Origin of the sequence: Streptomyces sp. NPDC008092 (assembly GCF_042957285.1) — a bacterium.
GTDB lineage: Bacteria > Actinomycetota > Actinomycetes > Streptomycetales > Streptomycetaceae > Streptomyces.
Genome location: NZ_JBIBHY010000006.1, coordinates 80868 through 102170 on the forward strand (window position 1 = coordinate 80868; position 21303 = coordinate 102170).

21 protein-coding genes and 1 pseudogene are annotated in these 21303 nt (G+C 72.7%); 12 read left to right on the forward strand and 10 right to left on the reverse strand.

Annotated elements, in window-relative coordinates; all coding sequences use genetic code 11:
• Positions 1-60 precede the first annotated feature (60 nt).
• Genes cobM through cobC form a run of 6 tightly spaced genes read left to right on the forward strand, consistent with a single transcriptional unit; the run spans position 61 to position 6708 of the window.
• On the forward strand, positions 61-921 hold the full coding sequence (cobM, locus tag ACFZB3_RS20310) for a precorrin-4 C(11)-methyltransferase (RefSeq protein ID WP_391377031.1): 861 nt from the start codon (positions 61-63) through the stop codon (positions 919-921).
• Entirely contained in the window at positions 918-2393 is a 1476-nt protein-coding gene (gene cbiE, locus ACFZB3_RS20315) for a precorrin-6y C5,15-methyltransferase (decarboxylating) subunit CbiE (protein WP_391377032.1), read from the forward strand. The genes cobM and cbiE overlap by 4 nt, the downstream gene beginning before the upstream one ends.
• Positions 2390-4093, forward strand: a complete 1704-nt coding sequence (gene cobJ, locus ACFZB3_RS20320) for a precorrin-3B C(17)-methyltransferase (protein ID WP_391377033.1) — start codon at positions 2390-2392, stop codon at positions 4091-4093. Before cbiE ends, cobJ begins: the two co-directional genes overlap by 4 nt.
• Complete coding sequence (locus ACFZB3_RS20325) at positions 4090-4674, forward strand: precorrin-8X methylmutase (RefSeq protein WP_391377034.1); 585 nt, start codon at positions 4090-4092, stop codon at positions 4672-4674. Before cobJ ends, ACFZB3_RS20325 begins: the two co-directional genes overlap by 4 nt.
• Positions 4671-5597, forward strand: a complete 927-nt coding sequence (locus ACFZB3_RS20330; protein WP_391377035.1) for a CbiX/SirB N-terminal domain-containing protein — start codon at positions 4671-4673, stop codon at positions 5595-5597. Before ACFZB3_RS20325 ends, ACFZB3_RS20330 begins: the two co-directional genes overlap by 4 nt.
• Positions 5587-6708 carry an Rv2231c family pyridoxal phosphate-dependent protein CobC gene (gene cobC / locus ACFZB3_RS20335; protein WP_391377036.1) on the forward strand — a complete coding sequence of 374 codons (1122 nt, stop codon included), beginning with the start codon at positions 5587-5589 and terminating at the stop codon, positions 6706-6708. The genes ACFZB3_RS20330 and cobC overlap by 11 nt, the downstream gene beginning before the upstream one ends.
• 117 nt (positions 6709-6825) lie before the next feature.
• On the opposite strand, the gene ACFZB3_RS20340 is transcribed toward cobC, so the two are convergent.
• The 5 genes from ACFZB3_RS20340 to ACFZB3_RS20360 all read right to left on the reverse strand — a co-directional run bounded on the left by ACFZB3_RS20340 (position 6826) and on the right by ACFZB3_RS20360 (position 11625).
• Positions 6826-7815: an SCO1860 family LAETG-anchored protein gene (locus tag ACFZB3_RS20340; protein ID WP_391377037.1), complete on the reverse strand. Its 990-nt coding sequence runs from the start codon at positions 7813-7815 to the stop codon at positions 6826-6828.
• 142 nt (positions 7816-7957) lie between these two features.
• Positions 7958-9049: an amidohydrolase family protein gene (locus tag ACFZB3_RS20345; protein ID WP_391377038.1), complete on the reverse strand. Its 1092-nt coding sequence runs from the start codon at positions 9047-9049 to the stop codon at positions 7958-7960.
• Positions 9050-9167: 118 nt separating this feature from the next.
• Positions 9168-9941, reverse strand: coding sequence for an ATP-binding cassette domain-containing protein (locus tag ACFZB3_RS20350; protein WP_391377039.1), 774 nt, complete (start codon positions 9939-9941; stop codon positions 9168-9170).
• Positions 9938-10774, reverse strand: coding sequence for an ABC transporter permease subunit (locus ACFZB3_RS20355; RefSeq protein WP_391377040.1), 837 nt, complete (start codon positions 10772-10774; stop codon positions 9938-9940). The genes ACFZB3_RS20350 and ACFZB3_RS20355 overlap by 4 nt, the downstream gene beginning before the upstream one ends.
• Positions 10771-11625, reverse strand: coding sequence for a transporter substrate-binding domain-containing protein (locus ACFZB3_RS20360; RefSeq protein ID WP_391377041.1), 855 nt, complete (start codon positions 11623-11625; stop codon positions 10771-10773). Before ACFZB3_RS20360 ends, ACFZB3_RS20355 begins: the two co-directional genes overlap by 4 nt.
• Before the next feature lie 218 nt (positions 11626-11843).
• Between ACFZB3_RS20360 and ACFZB3_RS20365 the strand changes: the two genes are divergently transcribed.
• The 5 genes from ACFZB3_RS20365 to thpD all read left to right on the forward strand — a co-directional run bounded on the left by ACFZB3_RS20365 (position 11844) and on the right by thpD (position 16297).
• Positions 11844-12944: an aminotransferase class V-fold PLP-dependent enzyme gene (locus tag ACFZB3_RS20365; protein WP_391377812.1), complete on the forward strand. Its 1101-nt coding sequence runs from the start codon at positions 11844-11846 to the stop codon at positions 12942-12944.
• A 243-nt stretch (positions 12945-13187) separates the two neighbouring features.
• Entirely contained in the window at positions 13188-13703 is a 516-nt protein-coding gene (gene ectA / locus ACFZB3_RS20370; RefSeq protein WP_391377042.1) for a diaminobutyrate acetyltransferase, read from the forward strand.
• Positions 13704-13712: 9 nt separating this feature from the next.
• A complete protein-coding gene (gene ectB, locus ACFZB3_RS20375; protein WP_391377043.1) occupies positions 13713-14984 on the forward strand; it encodes a diaminobutyrate--2-oxoglutarate transaminase in 1272 nt (423 codons plus the stop codon).
• 24 nt (positions 14985-15008) lie between these two features.
• Positions 15009-15407 carry an ectoine synthase gene (locus ACFZB3_RS20380; protein WP_391377044.1) on the forward strand — a complete coding sequence of 133 codons (399 nt, stop codon included), beginning with the start codon at positions 15009-15011 and terminating at the stop codon, positions 15405-15407.
• A 2-nt stretch (positions 15408-15409) separates the two neighbouring features.
• Positions 15410-16297: an ectoine hydroxylase gene (thpD, locus tag ACFZB3_RS20385; RefSeq protein ID WP_391377045.1), complete on the forward strand. Its 888-nt coding sequence runs from the start codon at positions 15410-15412 to the stop codon at positions 16295-16297.
• Positions 16298-16352: 55 nt separating this feature from the next.
• On the opposite strand, the pseudogene ACFZB3_RS20390 reads toward thpD, so the two are convergent.
• Positions 16353-17437, reverse strand: a pseudogene (locus ACFZB3_RS20390) (alkene reductase).
• A gap of 166 nt (positions 17438-17603) precedes the next feature.
• Between ACFZB3_RS20390 and ACFZB3_RS20395 the strand changes: the two are divergent.
• The gene (locus ACFZB3_RS20395; RefSeq protein WP_391377046.1) at positions 17604-18104 is read left to right on the forward strand and encodes a MarR family transcriptional regulator; all 501 of its coding nucleotides are present in this window, start codon (positions 17604-17606) and stop codon (positions 18102-18104) included.
• Between the two features lie 36 nt (positions 18105-18140).
• Here ACFZB3_RS20395 and ACFZB3_RS20400 read toward each other — a convergent pair whose 3' ends face one another.
• The 4 genes from ACFZB3_RS20400 to ACFZB3_RS20415 form a co-directional block, all read right to left on the reverse strand.
• Positions 18141-19202 (reverse strand): aminotransferase class V-fold PLP-dependent enzyme, encoded by a 1062-nt coding sequence (locus ACFZB3_RS20400; protein ID WP_391377047.1) that lies wholly within the window; start codon positions 19200-19202, stop codon positions 18141-18143.
• Positions 19203-19299: 97 nt separating this feature from the next.
• Positions 19300-20016 (reverse strand): DsbA family protein, encoded by a 717-nt coding sequence (locus tag ACFZB3_RS20405; RefSeq protein WP_391377815.1) that lies wholly within the window; start codon positions 20014-20016, stop codon positions 19300-19302.
• A 63-nt stretch (positions 20017-20079) separates the two neighbouring features.
• Positions 20080-20553, reverse strand: a complete 474-nt coding sequence (locus tag ACFZB3_RS20410; protein ID WP_391377048.1) for a GNAT family N-acetyltransferase — start codon at positions 20551-20553, stop codon at positions 20080-20082.
• 79 nt (positions 20554-20632) lie between these two features.
• A complete protein-coding gene (locus ACFZB3_RS20415; protein ID WP_391377049.1) occupies positions 20633-21241 on the reverse strand; it encodes a DUF1349 domain-containing protein in 609 nt (202 codons plus the stop codon).
• Positions 21242-21303 lie beyond the last annotated feature (62 nt).

Here is a 21303-nt window from a genome sequence, read left to right on the forward strand (position 1 = left end):
GCCCCAGCGCACATCCAGCACCACCAGTAACACCCTTTGTCCAGAGAGGACCGAATTTTCATGGCCGATGCCGCCGCCTCTGCCGCTGCCGCCGACACCGCCTCCGGTGCCGCTCCCGCCGGCAAGGTGACCTTCGTCGGTGCCGGCCCCGGCGCCGCCGATCTGCTGACGTTCCGGGCCGCGCGCGCGATCGCCGAGGCCGACGTCGTGATCTGGGCCGCGAGCCTGGTCCAGGCGGAGGTCCTCCAGCACGCCCGCGAGGACGCGGAGGTGCTCGATTCCGCGACGATGTCCCTCGAAGACGTCGTCGCCGTCTACGAGCGGGCGCGGGCGCAGGGGCTGCGGGTGGCCCGGATCCACTCCGGGGACCCGGCGCTCTGGGGCGGTACGCAGGAGCAGGTCGACCGGTGCGCCGGGATCGGCATCGAGGTCGAGATCGTGCCCGGTGTCTCCTCCTTCTCCGCCGTGGCCGCGCTGGCCCAGCGCGAGCTGACCATTCCCGAGGTGGCGCAGTCCGTCGTACTGACCCGGCTGGGCGGCGGCAAGACGCCGATGCCGCCCGGGGAGGAGGTGCGGGAGTTCGCCCGGCACGGGACGACGATGGCGGTCTTCCTCTCCGCCGCGCGCAGCGGGCAGCTGGTGCGCGAGCTGCTGGAGGGCGGCTACCCGACGTCCACCCCGGTCGTCGTCGCCTATCAGGCGACCTGGCCGGAGGAGCTGGTCGTGCGGTGCACGATCGAGACGCTGGAGGAGACGGTCAAGGAGCACAAGCTCTGGAAGCACACCCTCTTCCTGGTCGGCCCGGCCCTCGCCGCCCACGGCACCCGCTCGCACCTCTACCACCCCGGCCACTTCCACGGCTTCCGCAAGGCCGACCCCGAGGCGCGGCGGGAGCTGCGCGAGCGGGGGGCCAGTACATGATCACGGTCGTCGGTACGGGGACGGGGACTGGCACGGGCGCGGGCGCGTCCGTGGCGCCGGAGGCGCTGGCCGGTGCCGCGCTGGTCGTCGGCGGGCGGCGGCACCTGGACGCCGTCCGGCTGCCGGAAGGGGCCGAGCGGATCGTCCTCGGGCCGCTGGCCCCCGCCCTCGACACCATCGGGGAGTACGTCGCCAAGGACCTTCCGGTGACCGTGCTGGCCTCGGGGGATCCCGGGTTCTTCGGGATCGTGCGGGTGCTGGCCGAGCGGTTCGGCGCGGAGCGGCTGGACGTGCGGGCCGAGGTGTCGTCGGTCGCCGCCGCCTTCGCGCGGGTCGGGCTGCCCTGGGACGACGCGGTGGTGGTGAGCGCGCACGGGCGCGAGCTGCGGACGGCGGTCAACGCCTGCCGGGCGCATCCGAAGGTCGCCGTGCTGACGGGGCCGGGGGCGGGTCCTGCGGAGCTGGGAGCGGCACTGCGGCACGCCTTCGGCATACCGGGGGCCATGCCCACGCCGGGGGCCATGCCCACACCGGAGGCAACGTCCACGCCGGAGGCAACGCCGACGCCGGAGGCCGTGTCCACGCCGGATGCAACGTCCACGCCGGAGGCAACGTCGACGCCGGAGGCCGTGTCCACGCCGGAGGCAACGTCCGCGTCGGCGTCCCCGCCCGCGGTGGCGCACGCGGCCGCGGTGGCGCACGCGGCCGGTGCGCGCGTGCTCGTCGTCGCCTCGGCGCTCGGCTCCGCGCGGGAGCGCGTCGAGCGGGTCACGCCCGCCGAGGCCGCCGCCCGGGACTGGGGAACGGACGTCAGCGTGGTGCTCTGCCTCGACGAGGCACGGGCGCTCGGTGCCGTGCGGACGGTGGCGGGCGGCCGGGCGGAACCCGCCGGGTGGGCCCTCGGCGAGGACGCGTTCGCACACCGCGACTCGATGATCACCAAGTTCGAGGTGCGGGCGCTGGCCCTGGCCCGGCTCGGGCCCCGGCTCGGCGACCTGGTCTGGGACGTCGGCGCTGGGTCCGGGTCGGTTGCGGTGGAGTGCGCCCGGCTCGGCGCGGCCGTCGTCGCCGTGGAGAAGGCGGCGGACGGGGCGGCGCGGATCGCGGCCAACGCGCGGGCGCACGGGGTGTACGTGGACGTGGTGTGTGACATGGCACCGGACGCCCTGGCCGGACTCCCCGATCCCGACGCCGTGTTCATCGGCGGGGGCGGGACCGACCTGCCCGCGATCGTCGGTGCCTGCGCCGCGCGCGCCCGGCGGACCGTGGTGGTCGCGATGGCCGCCCTGGACCGGGTGCCGGCGGTGCGTGCGGCGCTCACCGGTGCCGGGTTCTCCTGCGACGGGGTGCTGCTGCAGTCGTCGCGTCTCGCGCCGCTGCCGGGTGATGTGACCCGGCTGGCGGCGACCAATCCCGTGTTCCTGCTCTGGGGAACACGAACCCCCTTGTCCCAAGAAGGAGTTGCCCAGTGATCGGCCTGATTTCCGCCACCGCGGCGGGGGCGGCGGCACGCGACCGGCTGGCCGCGGCGTGGCCGGACCGCACGCGGGTGTACGACGGTCCCGTCAAGGACGCCGTACGGCTCGCGTTCGCGGAGTGCGAGCAGCTGGTGTGTTTCCTGGCCACGGGTGCGGTGGTGCGGCTGATCGCGCCGCTGCTGGGCGAGAAGGCGACCGACCCGGGTGTGGTGTGCGTCGACGAGGGCGGGCGGTTCGCCGTGTCGCTGGTCGGGGGACACGGGGGCGGTGCGAACGAACTCGCCCGGGAGGTGGGTGAGTTGCTGGCCGCGCAGCCGGTGGTGACCACCGCGACCGACGCGGTCGGGCTGCCCGGGCTCGACACCCTCGGCTTCCCCGTCGAGGGCTCGGTGGCGGCCGTGTCGCGGGCCCTGCTGGACGGCGAACCGGTCGCGCTGCACGCCGAGTCGGCGTGGCCGCTGCCCCCGCTGCCGCTGTCCGGGGAGGGTGCCTTCGCCGTCCGGCTGACCGACCGCGCGGTCGAACCCGCCGGGAACGAGGTGCTGTTGCGGCCGCCGTCCCTGGTCGTCGGCGTGGGCGCCTCGAAGGACGCCCCCGTCGACGAGGTGCTCGGCCTCGTCGAGGCGGCGTTGCGGGACGCGGGACTGTCGCCCCGCAGCATCGCCGAACTCGCCACCGTCGACGCCAAGGCCGGGGAGCCCGGGATCGTCGCGGCGGCCGCGCGGCTCGGGGTCCCGCTGGTGACGTACTCCGCCGAGGAGCTGGCGGGGGTCCCGGTCCCGAACCCGTCGGACGCTCCGCTCGCCGCCGTCGGCACGCCCTCGGTCGCCGAGGCGGCGGCGCTCGCGCGGGGCGGCGACCTCCTCGTCCCCAAGCGGAAGTCGCAGCGGGCGGACGGGCGGCCGGCCATGGCGACCTGTGCCGTCGTACGGCGTCCCGCGCGCGGGCGGCTCGCGGTCGTCGGGCTCGGTCCCGGTGCCCGTGACCTGCTCACCCCGCGTGCCCTGGCCGAACTCCGCCGCGCGTCCGTGCTCGTCGGCCTCGACCAGTACGTCGACCAGATCCGTGACCTGCTGCGGCCCGGCACCCGGATCCTGGAGTCGGGGCTCGGCGCAGAGGAGGAGCGGGCGCGTACCGCGGTCGCCGAGGCGCGCGCCGGGCATGCCGTCGCGCTGATCGGCAGCGGGGACGCCGGCGTGTACGCGATGGCCTCCCCCGCGCTCGCCGAGGCCTCCGACGACATCGACGTGATCGGCGTGCCGGGCGTCACGGCGGCGCTCGCGGCCGGGGCGATCCTGGGCGCGCCGCTCGGCCACGACCACATCTCGATCAGCCTGTCCGACCTGCACACACCGTGGGAGGTCATCGAGCGCCGGGTGCGCGCGGCGGCCGAGGCGGACATCGTCGTGACGTTCTACAACCCGCGTTCCCGGGGCCGCGACTGGCAGCTGCCCAAGGCGCTCGCGATCCTGGCGGAGCACCGCGAACCGGCCACGCCCGTCGGTGTCGTGCGCAACGCCTCGCGCGCCGACGAGTCGAGCCGCCTGACCACCCTGGGCGCGCTGGACCCGGCGTGGGTCGACATGATGACCGTCGTGACCGTGGGCAACACGGCGACCCGGAACATCGCCGGGCGCATGGTCACCCCGCGCGGCTACCGCTGGCAGGAGAGCGCTTCGGAGGAGGTCAGGTGAACCGGGTCGTCCATCCCATCGAGGAGGAGTCCTACCGGCGGCTGCGCGCCCGCCTGGACACCTCGCACTTCCCGCCGCTGACCCGGGCCGTCGTGGAGCGGGTCGTCCACTCCGCGGCCGACCTGGAGTACGCGGCCGACCTGGTGACCGACGAGAGCGACCTGGTGAAGGCCCATGCGGCGCTGCACGCCGGGGCGCCGGTCGTCGTGGACGTCGAGATGGTCGGCGCCGGGATCACCCGCCGGGAGACGGTGTGCCGGCTGCGGGACGCCGAGGCCGGGCCGGGCCTGACCCGGTCGGCCCACGCGATCCGGCTCGCCTACGAGCAGGTGGGGCCCGGCGCCCTGTGGGTGATCGGCAACGCGCCGACCGCGCTGGAGGAGCTGCTGACGCTGGACGCCGCCCCCGTGCTCGTCATCGGTCTGCCCGTCGGCTTCGTCGGCGCCGTCGAGTCCAAGGCCGCGTTGCGGGAGAGCGGGCTGCCCGCCGTGAGCAACGTGTCCGAGAAGGGCGGCTCGGCGGTCGCCGCCGCCGCGCTCAACGCCCTGCTGTACCACCCCACTTCCGAGGAGACCCTGTGACCACCCCGCCCGCCCTGCTCATCGCCGGCCACGGCACCCGGGACGAAGCCGGGGCCGAGGCGTTCCGCGACTTCGTCCGCGAGCTGGGGCGCCGCCACCCCGAACTGCCCGTCGCGGGCGGCTTCATCGAGCTGTCCCCGCCGCCGCTCGGCGACGCCGTCGGCCAACTGGTGGAGCAGGGCGTGCGGCGGTTCGCCGCCGTACCGCTGATGCTGGTCTCCGCCGGACACGCCAAGGGCGACATTCCGGCCGCGCTGGCCCGGGAGAAGGAGCGGCACCCGGGGATCTCGTACACCTACGGCCGTCCGCTCGGGCCGCACCCCGCCCTGCTGTCGGTCCTCGAACGGCGCCTGGACGAGGCGCTGGGCGGTTCCTCGCGGGCCGCGCTGGACCGCGCCGACGTGACGGTGCTGCTGGTGGGCCGGGGTTCGACGGACCCCGACGCCAACGCCGAGGTGCACAAGGCGGCCCGGCTGCTGTGGGAGGGGCGCGGGTACGCGGGCGTGGAGACGGCGTTCGTGTCGCTGGCCGCGCCGGACGTGCCGAGCGGGCTCGACCGGTGTCTGAAACTGGGGGCGCGCCGGATCGTCGTCCTGCCGTACTTTCTCTTCACCGGGATCCTGCCGGACCGGGTGCGGCAGCAGACCGAGGGGTGGGCGGCCGCGCACCCGGAGACCGAAGTGCGTTCGGCGGACGTCATCGGGCCCGAGCCGGAACTGCTCGACCTGGTGATGGAGCGGTACCGGGAGGCGGTCGAGGGTGATCTGCGGATGAACTGCGACTCGTGCGTGTACCGGATCGCGCTGCCCGGCTTCGAGGACAAGGTCGGGCTGCCGCAGCAGCCGCACTTCCACCCGGACGACGACGGCCACCACCACGGACACGGACACCATCATCATGGCGGGCACGCGCATGCGCACTGAGGACGGCTCCGGCGGCCCCGGAGGCGACAGAGACCCCGAAGGGGCAGCGGTTTCCCCGGGCGGGCACGATCTGCGGCACCACGGGGACGCCGAGGTCCGGGACGGCGGTCCGGCCCTCGTCGACCTCGCGGTCAACGTGCGCACCGGCACTCCCCCGGTCTGGCTGCGGGAGCGGATAGCCGAGTCGCTGGGCGGGCTCGCCGCCTACCCGGACGGGCGGGCGGCGCGGGCGGCGGTCGCGGCCCGGCACGGGCTGCCGGTGGAGCGGGTGCTGCTGACGGCGGGCGCCGCGGAGGCGTTCGTCCTGCTGGCGCGGGCGCTGAAAGTGCGCCGGCCGGTGGTGGTGCACCCGCAGTTCACCGAGCCGGAGGCGGCGCTGCGGGACGCCGGGCACACCGTGGACCGGGTGCTGCTGCGGGAGGCGGACGGGTTCCGGCTGGATCCGGCGGCCGTCCCGGAGGACGCCGACCTGGTGGTGATCGGCAATCCGACCAACCCGACGTCGGTGCTGCATCCGGCGGAGGCGATCGCCCGGCTCGCGCGTCCCGGGCGGACGCTGGTGGTCGACGAGGCGTTCATGGACGCGGTGCCGGGCGAGCGGGAGGCGCTGGCCGGGCGGACCGACGTACCGGGTCTCGTGGTGCTGCGCAGTCTCACGAAGACGTGGGGGCTGGCCGGGCTGCGGATCGGGTACGTGCTGGCCGCGCCGGAGATCATCGCCGAGCTGGAGCGGGCGCAGCCGTTGTGGCCGGTGTCCACGCCGGCCCTGGCGGCGGCCGAGGCGTGCGTGGCACCGCGCGCGCTGGCGGAGGCGGCGCACGCGGCACACCGCGTCGCCGCCGACCGGGCCCATCTGGTGGCGGGCCTTGAGGAGTTCGCGCCGGAGGGGGTCCGGGTGGCCGGGCCCGCGGAGGGGCCGTTCGTGCTCGTCCGGGTGGCGGGGGCGGCGGCCGTGCGGCGGCAGCTGCGGGTGCTGGGGTACGCGGTGCGGCGGGGGGACACGTTTCCCGGCCTTGACGAGGAGTGGGTGCGGATCGCGGTGCGGGACCGGGTGACGGTGAACCGGTTCCTGCTGGCGCTCGATCAGGCGTTGATGTTCATCCGCGCGTGAGGCGCGGGAACCGCGGGCCGTCATGCGACTGCCGACTGCGGGTACGTCCTGGCTGGTCGCGGCCGCACGGCGGTAGCCGCGGATCGACTACCGCCCCGCGCCCCTGGAAGCAGGGCGTCAGCGTCGGCGCCGGGCCACCGTCACCGCTCCTCCACCGGCCAGAACCAGCGCCAGCGCTCCTCCCACGACGTACGGCGTCACCGAACTCCCGCCCGTCTCCGCCAGCTTCGTCTCCTTCGCCGGGGCGCCCTGGACCTTCACGTCGGACACCGGGTCGGCCGGGTCCGCGGGATCGGCGGAACCGGTCGGGTCGGCAGAACCGGCGGAACCGGTCGGGTCGGCAGGGTCGGCAGGGTCGGCGGGATCGGCCGGGGCTGCCGCGGGGTCGGGCGGCGTCTGGCACGTCGCCTTCGCCAGGGTCAGGGTTCCCTCCACCTCGGCCACGTTGAGCTTCAGCGGGTTGATGGAGACCTTGAGTTCGAGGGCGGTGGCCGCCGCCGTGGTCGAGGTCGTCTCGCGCTCGGACAGGTCGAGGCGGACCTCGCCGACGCCGGGGACCCTGACGTCGGTGGGGCCGCCCGCGCTCAGCGTCACGCGCTTGCCGAGCACGGTGACGGCGCCGACCACGTTGGCGGAGGCCTCCGGCCGCCTGCCGGCCTCGCAGGTGGCCCTGGACGTGACCGTGTCGAGTTCGACGAGGGACAGCAGGGGCAGACCAGGCAGGTGCAGCCGGGCGTGGGCGAGGTGGACGGAGGCCTCGGCGCGGTCGGCGGAGACCGTCGCCTTCGCCGCGGCGACGTCCGCGCCGAGGACGTTGAACGGCTTGCCGCCGTCGACTCCGTCGAGCGTGGCGGTGAGCGCCGTCCGGTCGGCGCTCCGCGGTGCGTGGACCTCGTTCAGGGAGACCGCGAGCGGGACGTTCACGGTCTTGTCGAGAAGGGAGACGTCGAGCCCGGTACGCAGGACGACCGCGCTCGCGCGACCGTGGCCGGTGGTCGCGTGTGCGGTGCCCGCGCCGGCCAGGGCCGCGGGACCGGCGGCCAGGGCCGTGGCCGTCGCGAGGGTCGCGAGACGGCGTGCGGGCATACGGAACGTGTAGCTGTTCAAGGTGGTGGGACCCCCAGAGGAAACTTGCTCGGGACCCGCCAAGAATTACGCACTGTGGGTGAACGGGCGGCAATCCTGCGTTACTTCACTCAATAGTGGACTTTCCGTGAACCTGTTCGAGTCGGTCGGCACAGGAGTTCCCTTACTCCACGACCTGCCCGTTCAGCACCACTCTCCGGGGGGACGCGAGAACGCGTACGTCCGCGCGCGGGTCGCTCTCGTACACCACCAGGTCCGCCGGCGCGCCCTCCTCGAGGCCGGGCCTGCCGAGCCAGGCGCGGGCCGCCCAGGTGGTCGCCGAGAGCGCGTCCAGGGGCGGGATCCCGGCGGTCACCAGCTCGGCGACCTCGCCCGCGACCAGGCCGTGGGCCAGGCTGCCGCCGGCGTCGGTGCCGACGTACACCGGGATCCCGGCGTCGTAGGCGGCCCGGACCGTGTCGTAGCGGCGCTCGTACAGCCGGCGCATATGGTCCGACCAGCGCGGGAACTTGGCCTCGCCGCCCGCCGCCAGGTCCGGGAAGGTGGCGATGTTGACGAGGGTGGGGACGATCGCGACGCCCCGGGAGGCGAAGAGGGGGATCAGGTCCTCCGTCAGGCCCGTGGCGTGCTCGATGCAGTCGATGCCGGCCTCGACGAGGTCGGTGAGCGAGTTCTCGGCGAAGCAGTGGGCGGTGACCCGGGCGCCGAGCCGGTGGGCCTCGGCGATGGCCGCCTCGACGGCGTCCCGGGGCCAGCTGGGGGCGAGGTCGCCGAGGTCGCGGTCGATCCAGTCGCCGACCAGCTTGACCCAGCCGTCGCCGCGCCGGGCCTCCTGGGCGACGTGGGCGACCAGGTCGGCCGGCTCGATCTCGTGGGCGAAGTTCCTTATGTAGCGGCGGGTGCGGGCGATGTGCCGGCCGGCCCGGATGATCTTCGGGAGGTCGTCGCGGTCGTCGACCCAGCGGGTGTCGGAGGGCGACCCGGCGTCCCGGATGAGGAGGGTGCCGGCCTCGCGGTCGGTGAGGGCCTGTTTCTCGGCCGTCGCCGCGTCCACGGGGCCGTGCGGGCCGAGGCCGACGTGGCAGTGCGCGTCGACCAGGCCGGGGAGGGCCCAGCCCTCGACGGTGCGGACGTCCTGGAGGCCGAAGGGGCGGTCGTAGGAGATCCGCCCGCCGAGGACCCACAGTTCGTCGCGGACGTCGTCGGGGCCGACGAGGATCCGTCCCTTTACGTGCAGCACCGCTTGATCGGTCATGGGACGCACGATAGTTCGTCGGGTGGCGGTGCGTCGTGGCTGGTCGCGCCCACGCGGCGGCAGCCGCCTATCGAATACAGCCCCGCGGCCCTCTGGGGCGCGTTCCAGCGGGCGCGGCCTAAGGAGCTCCGTCCTCCTCCACGTCCGCCATCGCCGGATCCAGCAGCCGTGACAGGAAATGGCGGGTGCGCTCGTTCCGCGGGTTGCCGATGACCTGGTCCGGTGTGCCGTCCTCGACCACGACTCCCCCGTCCATGAAGACCACCCGGTCGGCGACCTCGCGGGCGAAGGTCATTTCGTGGGTGACCACCATCATGGTCATGCCCTCCCGCGCCAGCATCCGCATCACCGCCAGGACGTCCCCGACCAGCTCCGGGTCGAGGGCGGACGTGGGCTCGTCGAAGAGCATCACCTCGGGGCCCATGGAGAGCGAGCGGGCGATCGCCACCCGTTGCTGCTGGCCGCCGGAGAGGGAGGCGGGGTAGGCGTCCGCCTTCTCGGAGAGGCCGACGCGGGCCAGGTTCTCCGCGGCCGTCTTCGCTGCCGTCGCCTTGTCCCGCCGGAGCACCCGGCGCTGCGGCAGGGTGAGGTTCTCGGTGACCGTGAGGTGCGGGAACAGGTTGAACTGCTGGAAGACCATGCCGATCCGGCGGCGCACGGCGTCGATGTCGACGTCGGGGTCCGTCAACTCGGTGCCGCCGACGAACACCTGCCCCTGGGTGGGTTCCTCAAGGAGGTTGACGCAGCGCAGGAGGGTCGACTTGCCGGAGCCCGACGGGCCGATCACGCAGACGACCTCGCCCTGGCCGATCTCCAGGTCGATGCCGCGCAGCACCTCGTTGTCGCCGAAGGACTTGTGCAGGCCCTTCACCTCGATCTCGGGTCGGCTCATCGGACGGCCTCCTGGGCCTTCGCCTCCATGCGGCGCACGACGAAGCCGAGCGGGATCGTGACCAGCAGGTAGCACAGGCCGGCGACGAGGATCGGCGTGGAGTTGGCGGTCGTACTGGCCAGGTCGCGGCCGTACTTGGACAGTTCGCGCTCCTCCAGGGTGACGCCGAGGAAGAGGACCAGGGAGGAGTCCTTGAAGAGCAGGACCAGTTCGTTGGTCAGCGGCGGGAGGATGATGCGGAACGCCTGCGGGATGACGATGGAGACCATCGCGCGGGCCGGGGAGAAGCCCAGCGAACGGGCCGCTTCCAGCTGCCCCTTGGGGACGGCCTGGATCCCGGCGCGGATCGTCTCGGCCATGTAGGCGGCGGCGACCAGGCCGAGGGCGAGGGCCACCTTGCCGTAGGTGCCGCCGACGATCTCGGTGCCGGGGAAGGCGAGCGGGACGGCGACGCCGATGAAGATGAAGATCAGCAGGGCGGGCAGGCCGCGGAAGATCTCGATGTAGACGCCGGCCAGCCAGCGGTAGGGCCCGACCGACGACAGCCGCATGAGCGCTATCACCATGCCGAGGGCCAGTCCGACGACGAAGCCGGACAGCGTGTAGAGCACGGTGTTCTTCAGCGCCAGCGTGATGACGTCCGGGAACATCTGCCTGGCGATGTCCCACTGGGCGAACTGGTTCTGCAGCCGCCCCCAGTCGGCGCCGGCCGCGAACGCGACCACGGCGCCGACGAAGACGACGTACTGGACCCCGCGCGACAGCCTGCGTTTCTGCCGCCGGGACAGCCCCTTCCGGCGGGGCTGGAGTCCGGTGCCGGTGCCTGCGGTCATGAGGCGGCGGGGGACGCGGCCGAGGCGTCGTAGGGGCCGATCCACTTCTCGTACAGCTTCTTGTACGTGCCGTCGGCCTTGGCGTCGGCGATCGCCTTGTCTACGGCGGCGAGGAGCTTGGTGTTGCCCTTCTTCACCGTGAAGCCGTACTGCTCACCGGTGTTGATGTTGCCGGCGACCTGGAAGGCGTCCGCGTTGGCCTTGTCCTTGAGCCAGCCCTGGACCACCGGGTAGTCGATGACGACGGCCTTGACCTGGCCGGTGCGCAGGCCGTTGAGGACGGCGTCGGAGGACTCGAAGGAGACCGGGTCGAAGCCCTGCTTCCTGACGTAGTCCTCGCCGGTGGTCTGCGCCTGGGCGCCGAGCTGGACCTTCTTGGCCTTGGCGTCGGCGAGCGAGGTGATGCCGCTGTTCCTGTCGACGAGCAGGGCCTGGGTGGCGTCGAAGTACGGGGCGGAGAAGTCGACGTTCTTCTTGCGCTCGGCGGTGATGGTCATGCCGGCGGCGGCCAGGTCGCACTCGCCGGAGTTGAGGAAGGCGCCGGTCTTGAAGTTCTCGAACGGCGTGTCGAGGATCTGCTGCTTCACGCCGAGGTCCTTGGCGACCAGGTCGATCATCGACACGTCGAAGCCCTGCACCTTGCCGTCGATCTCCGACTGGAACGGCGGGTAGGGCAGGTGGGTGCAGGTGGTGAGCTGCCCGGCCTTGACGAGGACGACCCCGCCGGCGGCCGTCCTGGAGGCGCTGGAGCCGTTGCCGCTCGACGTGCAGCCGGCCACGAGGGCCAGCCCGGCCGCGGCGGTGGCGGCGGCCAGGGCGCGAGCCCGGCGGCGCCCGAGGAGCGTGGTCACGAGACCTCCCGTGGGTCTGTGCGGGCTCCCCGCGAAACTGTGAGGGAGCTTTGGATTCCGATTCTGCGGGTTCCGATTATAAGGAGATGTTTGGGTTCCTCAAACCAAACCGATGGCCGAGCCGCCGTCCGGCCTAAGAAGTCGCCGGTCTCAGGGGTGGTCGGGTGACAGTTACGCTCGTCTTGATCCACCTGTCCGTGACTGAGGAGCGCACCGCCGTGACCCACCCCTTCCTCGACCTGCCCCCGCTGACCGCCGCCCGCTTCGCCGCGATCGAGGACCGGGTGGCCCGGCTGCTGGACACCCGCCAGGACGTCGTGATCATGCAGGGCGAGGCGCTGCTGCCGCTGGAGGGCGCGATCAGGGCCACGGCCGGGCCGGGGACGACCGCACTGAACGTGATCACCGGCCCGTACGGGCAGACCTTCGGGAACTGGCTGCGGGACTGCGGGGCGACGGTGATCGACCTCGCGGTGCCGTTCCACACGGCGGTGACGGCCGGACAGGTCCGGGAGGCGTTCGCCGCGCACCCGGAGATCGACTTCGTGTCCCTGGTGCACGCGGAGGCCGCGACCGGCAACACCAACCCGGTCGCGGAGATCGGCGAGGCGGTACGGGCGCACGGCGCCCTCTTCTACCTGGACGCGGTCGCCTCGGTCGGGGCCGAGCCGGTGCTGCCGGACGCGTGGGGCGTGGACCTGTGCGTGATCGGGGCGCAGAAGGCGATGGGCGGTCCGGCCGGCGTCTCGGCGGTCTCGGTGAGCGAGCGGGCGTGGGCCCGGATGGCGGCGAACCCGCACGCCCCGCGCCGCTCCTACCTCTCCCTGCTGGACTGGAAGGAGCGCTGGGTCGACGGCGGCCGCAAGGTGCTGCTGCACGCTCCGGCACAGCTGGAGATGCTGGCGCTGGAGGCGTGCGTGGAGCGGATCGAGGCGGCCGGCCTGGACGCCGTGATGGCCCGGCACCGCACGGCCGCGCTGGCCACCCGGGCCGGGGCGGTGGCCCTGGGCGGCGGTCTGGAGCCGTACGTGTACGCGGAGTCCGACGCGGCGCCGGTCGCCACGACACTGCGGGTGCCGTCGGAGGCGGTGGCGTCGGAGCTGGTCGCCGAGGCGCTGGCGGACGACCCCACGCTGCCGCTGGCCGCGGGCGGGGGCGCGCTGGCCGGGGAGATGGTCCGGGTCAACCACTACGGGGTGGACGCGACGGCCGGTGCCGTCCGGTCGAGTCTGGCGGCGCTCGGCGCGGGGCTGGCGAAGCGGGGGCTGACGGTGGACCCGGCGGGCGCCCGGCAGGCCGTGGAATCCGTCTGGCGATAGCCGAATTCAGAGCGATTTCGAATTCCCTTTCTTCCGACGGCTTTCCCGGGTTCTCCTGCCCGCTTTTTGCAGAGCTAAACCGGGGGAATTTCATCCGGGTTTCAACCCTGTGACCCACTCCACATAACAGGGCTATATGCCCGCTTTGCGGTGGGTCATATCGGCACATACAGGCACGGTAGGCGGAGCCCCCAAATCCACCTGCCGTGCATTTTTGCATTTGCCTCGCTAAATTCGATGCACATGACTGCCCCACAAGCAGACCTGATCGTCGACCGCCCGCTGGTGACCGACGGTGCCGCTCTCTGGCGTATCGCCAAGGATTCCGGAAGCCTCGATCTGAACTCCTCGTACAGCTATCTGCTGTGGTGCCGGGATTTCGCCGGCACCTCGGCGGTGGCGCGTGGCGCGGACGGCGAGCCGGTCGGTTTCGTGACCGGGTACACCCGGCCGGACCGGCCGGACACGCTGCTCGTCTGGCAGGTGGCCGTGGACGCCGCGCAGCGCGGACGCGGCATCGCGGCACGACTGCTGGACGGGCTCACGGCACGGGTGGCGGCCGACCGGCCGCTCACCGCCGTCGAGACCACCGTCACGCCCGGCAACACCGCCTCCGAGCGCCTGTTCACCTCGTACGCCGCCCGGCACGGCGCCGCCGTCGAGCGCACGGTGCTGTTCGAGGCCGGCGAGTTCCCCGACGGTCCGCACGACCCCGAAGTCCTGTACCGCATCGGCCCCTTGACCCCCACATCGCACTGAGGAGCCCCCGTGACCATCACCCAGCCCGACCTCGGCGTCTTCGAGACCCTGGAGTCGGAGGTCCGCAGCTACTGCCGCGGCTGGCCGACCGTGTTCGACCGGGCCCGGGGCAGCCGTATGCACGACGAGGACGGCCACGAGTACCTCGACTTCTTCGCCGGCGCCGGATCGCTCAACTACGGCCACAACAACCCCGTACTGAAACGGGCGTTGCTCGACTATCTGGAACGCGACGGGGTCACCCACGGCCTCGACATGTCGACCACGGCCAAGCGGTCGTTCCTGGAGACGTTCCGGGACCTGGTGCTGCGGCCGCGCGAGCTGCCGTACAAGGTCATGTTCCCGGGGCCGACGGGGACGAACGCCGTCGAGTCGGCGCTCAAGCTGGCCCGGAAGGTGAAGGGGCGCGAGGCGATCGTGTCGTTCACCAACGCCTTCCACGGGATGTCCCTCGGGTCGCTCGCGGTCACCGGCAACGCCTTCAAGCGGGCCGGGGCCGGGATCCCGCTGGTGCACGGGACGCCGATGCCGTTCGACAACTACTTCGAGGGGACCGTCCCGGACTTCCTCTGGTTCGAGCGGCTCCTTGAGGACCAGGGGTCCGGGCTCAACAAGCCGGCCGCGGTGATCGTGGAGACCGTGCAGGGCGAGGGCGGCATCAACGTCGCCCGGCCCGAGTGGCTGCGCGCCCTCAAGGCGCTCTGCGAGCGGCAGGACATGCTGCTGATCGTCGACGACATCCAGATGGGCTGCGGACGCACCGGCGCCTTCTTCTCGTTCGAGGAGTCGGGGATCGTCCCGGACATCGTGACCGTGTCCAAGTCCATCAGCGGCTACGGGCTGCCCATGTCGCTGTGCCTGTTCCGGCCCGAACTGGACGTGTGGGAGCCGGGCGAGCACAACGGCACCTTCCGCGGCAACAACCCCGCCTTCGTCACCGCGACCGCCGCCCTGGAGAGCTACTGGGCCGACGGCCCGGCGATGGAGAAGCAGACCCGGGCCAAGGGCGAGCAGGTCGAGCAGGGGCTCATCGCGATCGTCGAGGAGAACCTCGCCGACGTGCGCGAGTACCGGGGGCGGGGCCTGGTGTGGGGCCTGGAGTTCCACGAGAAGGCGCGGGCCGGGCGGATCGCCGCGCGGGCCTTCGAACTCGGGCTGCTCATCGAGACGTCGGGGCCGGAGAGCGAGGTCGTCAAGCTGCTGCCCGCCCTGACCGTCACCCCGGACGAACTGGACGAAGGGCTGAGCGTCCTCGCCCGGGCCGTCCGCGAAACCGTCTGACACACAAGGAGGCGTCGCAGAACCGTGATCGTCCGTTCGTTCAAGGAAATCGAAGGCACCGACCGGCACGTGAGGTCCGCGTCCGGGACCTGGGAGAGCAAACGCATCGTCCTCGCGAAGGAGCGGGTCGGCTTCTCGCTGCACGAGACGATCCTGTACGCGGGCACGGAGACGCGGATGTGGTACGCCAACCACATCGAGGCCGTGGTCTGCGTCGAGGGCGAGGCCGAACTGACCGACCGTGAGACCGGGACGTCGTACACGATCACGCCCGGCACCATGTACCTCCTCGACGGGCACGAGCGGCACACGCTGCGCGTCAAGGCGGACTTCCGCTGCCTCTGCGTGTTCAACCCGCCGGTCACCGGCCGGGAGGACCACGACGAGAACGGCGTCTATCCCCTGCTGACGGAGGAGGGCTGACCATGACCACGATCACCGACCTGTACCCGAGCCGTGGCCCGGCCGAGGTCTCCGTACCCCGCAGGGACCCGGTCGTCTGGTCGGCGCCCGGTGCGGCCGGACCGATACCCGCGGACCTGCTGGCGGCGTTCGAACGGGACGGCTTCCTCACCGTCGACCAGCTCATCGGGGACGACGAGGTCGCCGTGTACCGGCGGGAACTGGAACGTCTGATCACCGACCCGGAGATCCGGGCCGACGAACGCTCCGTCGTCGAGCCGAGGTCCGAGGAGATCCGGTCCGTCTTCGAGGTGCACCGGATCAGCGAGGTGTTCGCGAACCTGGTGCACGACGAGCGGGTGGTCGGCCGGGCCCGGCAGATCCTCGGCTCGGACGTGTACGTCCACCAGTCCCGGATCAACGTCAAGCCGGGGTTCGGGGCCGGCGGCTTCTACTGGCACTCGGACTTCGAGACCTGGCACGCCGAGGACGGCCTGCCGAACATGCGCACGGTGTCCGTCTCGATCGCCCTGACCGAGAACCACGACACCAACGGCGGTCTGATGATCATGCCGGGCTCGCACCGGACGTTCCTGGGCTGCGCCGGCGCCACGCCCGAGGACAACTACAGGAAGTCGCTGCAGATGCAGGACGCGGGCACCCCCTCGGACGAGGCGCTGACGGAACTGGCCGCGCGGCACGGCATCAGGCTGTTCACCGGCAGGCCCGGCTCGGCGACCTGGTTCGACTGCAACTGCATGCACGGCTCCGGCGACAACATCACGCCGTTCCCGCGCAGCAACGTCTTCATCGTGTTCAACAGCGTGGAGAACCCGGCGGTCGAACCGTTCGCGGCACCGGTACGCAGGCCGGAGTTCATCGGGGCACGGGACTTCACGCCCGTGCGGTGAGCGCGAGCACCCGGCCAGGGGCCGTCACGTCCGCCGTGACGGCCCCTGAGCCGTGTCACAGCGCCGGGTAGTCCGTGTACCCCTCGGCCCCGCCGCCGTAGAACGTGGCCGGGTTCGCGGTGTTGAACGGGCCGCCGGCCCGGAGCCGGGCCGGGAGGTCGGGGTTGGCGAGGAAGAGCTGGCCGTAGGAGACGACGTCGGCCGTGCCGTCCTCGACGAGGGCGAGGTCCGCCGGTCCGGTGGGCCCCTCGGTCGCCGGGTTGAGGACGAACGCCCCGCTGAACCGCTTGCGCAGCGCGGTGGTCAGCTCGCGGGTGCCCGGCACCTCCATCACGTGCAGATAGGCCAGGCCCAGCGGCTCCACCGCGTCGACCAGCGCCGTGTACGCCGGCTCCGGCTCGGGTTCGTCGATGTCGTTGAACGGGTTGCCCGGGGACAGCCGCAGTGCGGTGCGCTCGGCGCCGACGGCCTCCGCCACCGCCTTGACGGCCGCCACCGCGAACCGGGTGCGGGCGGCCGGGGAGCCGCCCCACTCGTCGGTGCGCCGGTTGCTGCCCGGGGCCAGGAACTGGTGGATCAGGTAGCCGTTGGCACCGTGCAGTTCCACGCCGTCGAAGCCGGCCTCGACGGCGGCGCGGGCGGCCGCCGCGTACTCGGCGACGGTGGCGTGGACCTCGCCGTCGGTCAGCGCGCGCGGCTCGACGAAGTCCTTCGGGCCCTCGTGGGTGTACACCTGCCCGCGGGCGGTGACCGCGGAGGGCGCGACGTTGACCAGCCCGTCCGGGAGCAGGTCGGGGTGGCCGACCCGGCCGGTGTGCATGAGCTGGGCGAAGATCACGCCGCCGGCGGCGTGCACGGCGTCGGTGACCGTGCGCCAGGCGGCGGTGTGCAGGCCGGGGGTGTCGGGGTAGCCCTGGCCGACCGCCGACGGCTGGATGCCCTCGGTCACGATCAGGCCGGCCGAGGCGCGCTGGCCGTAGTACTCCGCCATGAGCGCGGTGGGCAGACCGCCCAGCCCGGCGCGATGGGGGTCCCCCCGCGCGAGTGAATTCGAGCGTGGGGGAGGGTCATCGGGGCCATGGCGATGCGGTTGGCCAGGCGGTGGCCGGGGAGGTCGATCGGGTCGAAGGCAGTGGTCACGGCGTCTCCAGGGATCATTTCATTGGTCGGCCAAGTAAAGCGTCGCGGGCCACTCTACCTGAACGATTGGCCGACCAATCAAATCCCCCGGGCCGGGTCCCGGCGGCCGGGCCTGAGTAGGCTTCGAGGACGGTTACCCGGAAGTCGGAGAGGTGCGGGAGCGACGATGGAGGCCACCGAGGAACCGGCGGCGCACGCGGCCGGACGCGGCTGTGCGCTGCCCGCGGCCGCCCAGGGCGGTCCGGTCAGCCACGCCCTGAGCCGCGTGGCGCGGCTGCACCGCACCGCCGCCGCCGGGCTGCTGCGCGGGCTCGGCCTCTATCCGGGCCAGGAGCTGGTGATGATGCACCTGTGGGAGAACGGCCCGGCCCGGCAGTCGGACCTGATAAGGATGCTCGGCCTGGACCCCTCCACGGTGACCAAGATGCTGCAGCGGCTGGAGCAGGCCGGCCGGGTACGGCGGCTGCCGGACCCGGCGGACCGGCGCGCGGTGCTGGTGGAGGCCACCGAGTCCGGCGCCCGGCTGCTGACCGAGGTGGAGCGGGTGTGGACCGCGCTGGAGGAGGAGAGCCTCGCCGGTCTGGACCCGGCCGAGCGCGAGCAGCTGCTCGCCCTGCTCGGCCGGGTCGAGGCCAACCTGTGTTCCCGCCCCACGGCACGGACCTGACCGGCCGGAACGGCCGGAACGGCCGGAACGGCCCGGTCAGCCCGCCAGGGCGTCGAGCAGGCGGTCCACGTCGGTGGGGGTGTTGAAGAGGTGGAAGGCCGCGCGCAGGTTGCCCGCGCGGTTGGAGACCTCGATGCCGGCCCGGCTCAGTTCGGGCTGGCGGCCGCCGAGTCCGGGGACCGAGACGATCGCCGAGCCGGGGGCCGGCACCGGCTGGTGCCCGAGGGCCGCGAGCCCGGCCCGGAACCGGTCGGCGAGGCCCACGTCGTGGGCGTGCACGGCGGCCGGGCCGAGTTCCTCGATCAGGTCGAGCGAACGGCGCAGGCCGGCGAACGTGAACAGGGCGTGGGTGAGGTCGAACCGCCGTGCGGAGTGGGCGAGTTCGGCGACCGGGCCGTAGCAGCTGTCCCACGGCTCCTCGCCCGCGACCCAGCCCGCGAGCAGCGGGGTCAGCCCGCCGAAGTCCTCGGGGAGCACGAGGAAGGCCACGCCGTGCGGGCCGAGCAGCCACTTGAAGGAGACGGACGCGGTGAAGTCGTACGCGTCGGCGTCCATCGGCAGCCAGCCGGCGGCCTGGGAGAAGTCGACGTAGGTACGGGCCCCGTGCGCGCGGGCGGCCTCGCGCAGCGCCGGCAGGTCGGCGAGCCGGCCGTCCGCCGACTGGACCGCGCTGACCGCGACGAGGGCGGTGTCCGGACGGACGGACTCGGCGATGCGCTCCAGCGGCACCGCGCGGACCTTGAGGTCGCCGCGGACGTGGAACGGGTTCAGTACGGAGGTGAAGTCGTCCTCCGCGGTGAGCACTTCGGCGCCGGCGGGCAGCGCGGCGGCGATGACCCCGGAGTGCGCGGCGACCGAGGCGCCCGCCGCGACCCGGCTCGCCGGAACGCCGGCGAGCCGGGCGTAGGCGGCCCGGCACGCCTCCACGTCCTCGTACAGCGAGGTCAGGGGCCGGCCCTCGGCCCGCAGCAGCGCCGCCCGGTGCAGGGCGGCCACGGTACGGGCGGGCAGCAGGCTGTTGCTGGCGGTGTTGAGGTAGGTGGTCTTCGGGGCGAACTCGGCGCGGACGAGGCTCTCGAACGTCTCCGTGGTCTCCATGCGTCCACTCTGCGGCCCGGGGGACCCCCCGTCCATTGCGGATTGCTACGCGGATCCACCAAGCGACGCTTATACGACGCCCCCGACCTGGACCTTCTCAGTGCTGCGGCACCGCGCACCCGTCCGGCCCGCAGGCCTCCGCGCCGCCCTCGTCGATCAGCTTCAGCGGGGAACGCGCGCCCCAGGCCTGGCTGAGCGCCTGCGTGAACACCTCGGCGGGCTGCGCCCCCGAGACCCCGTACTTCCGGTCGAGGACGAAGAACGGCACCCCGTTCGCACCGAGCTCGGCGGCCTCGCGCTCGTCGGCGCGGACCTCGTCGGCGTAGCGGGACGGGTCGGCGAGCACCGCGCGCACGGCCGCCGCGTCCAGCCCGGCCTCCACGGCCAGCTCCACGAGCCGGTCCTCGCCCTCGCTGAAGAGGGACCGCTCCTCGGCGAAGTTCGCCCGGTACAGGATCTGGATCAGCTCGTCCTGGCGGCCCTGCTCCTTGGCGAAGTGCAGCAGCCGGTGCATGTCGAAGGTGTTGCCGTGGTCACGGCCCCGGGTCAGGTACTCGAGACCCTCGGCGGCGGCCTGCGCGCCCAGGTTCTCCTCGCCCGCCTGGGCCTGGGCCTGGCTCATGCCGTACTTCTTGCTGAGCATGGCGAGCACCGGCTGGACGTCGTCCTTGGCGCGGCCGGGGTCCAGCTCGAAGGAGCGGTGCACGACCTCGACGTCGTCACGGTGCGGGAAGGCGGCGAGCGCCTTCTCGAAGCGCGCCTTTCCGACATAGCACCAGGGGCAAGCGATATCGGACCAGATCTCGACGCGCATGTTGTCGGCTCTCCAGGTAGTCATAAGAGGTCTTCAACTACCTGAACCTTCAAACAGCCCGCGTCATTCCCCGTCCACCGCGTATCGCAGGAACACGTGGTGATCACCTTCGGCCGGCGGGTTCTCCGGGTCCGGCACCCAGCCCTGGCGGGCGTAGAAGGCCTGGGCCCGCCCGTTGTCGACGTGCACGTCCAGCACGGCGGTCCGCCTGCGGTCGGCGCGCCACTGCTCCAGACAGGCGGCGTGCAGGGCGGTGCCGACACCGGCCCGCCAGCGGTCGGGGTCGACATGGAACTGGAACAGCTTGACCGTTTCAGCGGCGGCGCCCTCCGGGGTGCGGAAGGAGGCGACCCCGATGATCTCCCCCGCTTCCACCACGCACAGCACCTGCCCGTCCGGCCGCTCGACGGCGCCGCGCCAGGCGGCCGTCCAGTCGACGCCGTCGTCCGGGAGTCCGTCCGGGTAGTACGTCGACCGGGCCCGGTGGTGCAGCGCGGCGATGGTCTCCGCCTCGGCGGACAGCGCCGTACGGATCACGCGGGCACTCTTCTCACGGTCACTGATCACGCAACGGAGGACGTGCCCGCGTCCGTGCCGGTTCCGTTTCCGCTCTTCCTCAGCTTCCGTCGCGCAGGTCGGCCGGCCAGTCGGGCCTGAACTCGATGTGGTCGTACGTGACCACGCACCCCTCCCCCATCGGCGACTGGGTCATGAAGCCGACCAGCGCGCCCTCCGTCTCCTTCTCGCCGCCCAGGGTGAACAGCCGGACGAAGACCCACTTCTTGCCGTCCCGGGAGGCGTGGAAGGCGAGCGCCCGCCCGGTCCGGCTGATCCGCAGCCAGACCGAACTGCCCTCCACCGTGAAGGCGTTGGAGTCGTCGGAGTGCCCCCGGGTGACCACCGTGCAGACGGTGGGCACGTCCGGGGAGTTCTCCAGGCAGAGCTTGGCCCAGGCCCGGTCGCCGACGTGGACGTACAGCACACCGGCGTCGAAGGCGGCACCGAACCCGACGGTGACCCGGGCGATCAGCTGGAAGTCCCCCTCGGGCGCCCCGAGCAGCCGGGGCGCGTCCGAGGCGGGATCCAGTGCCTCCCCGGTGGGCGACACGAACCGGTCCTGCCGGGCCCCGGCCCACCCGGTGAGCACCCCGTCCTCATGGAACCAGTGCCCGTCGGGCCCGTAGGTACGGAGGGGGAAAGGAAGTTCGGGAAGTTCGACGTCCATGGTCGGATTGTGTCAGCAGAACTTTTCGACGTGGTCAGGGGAGGCCAACTTGAAGGGGCGCT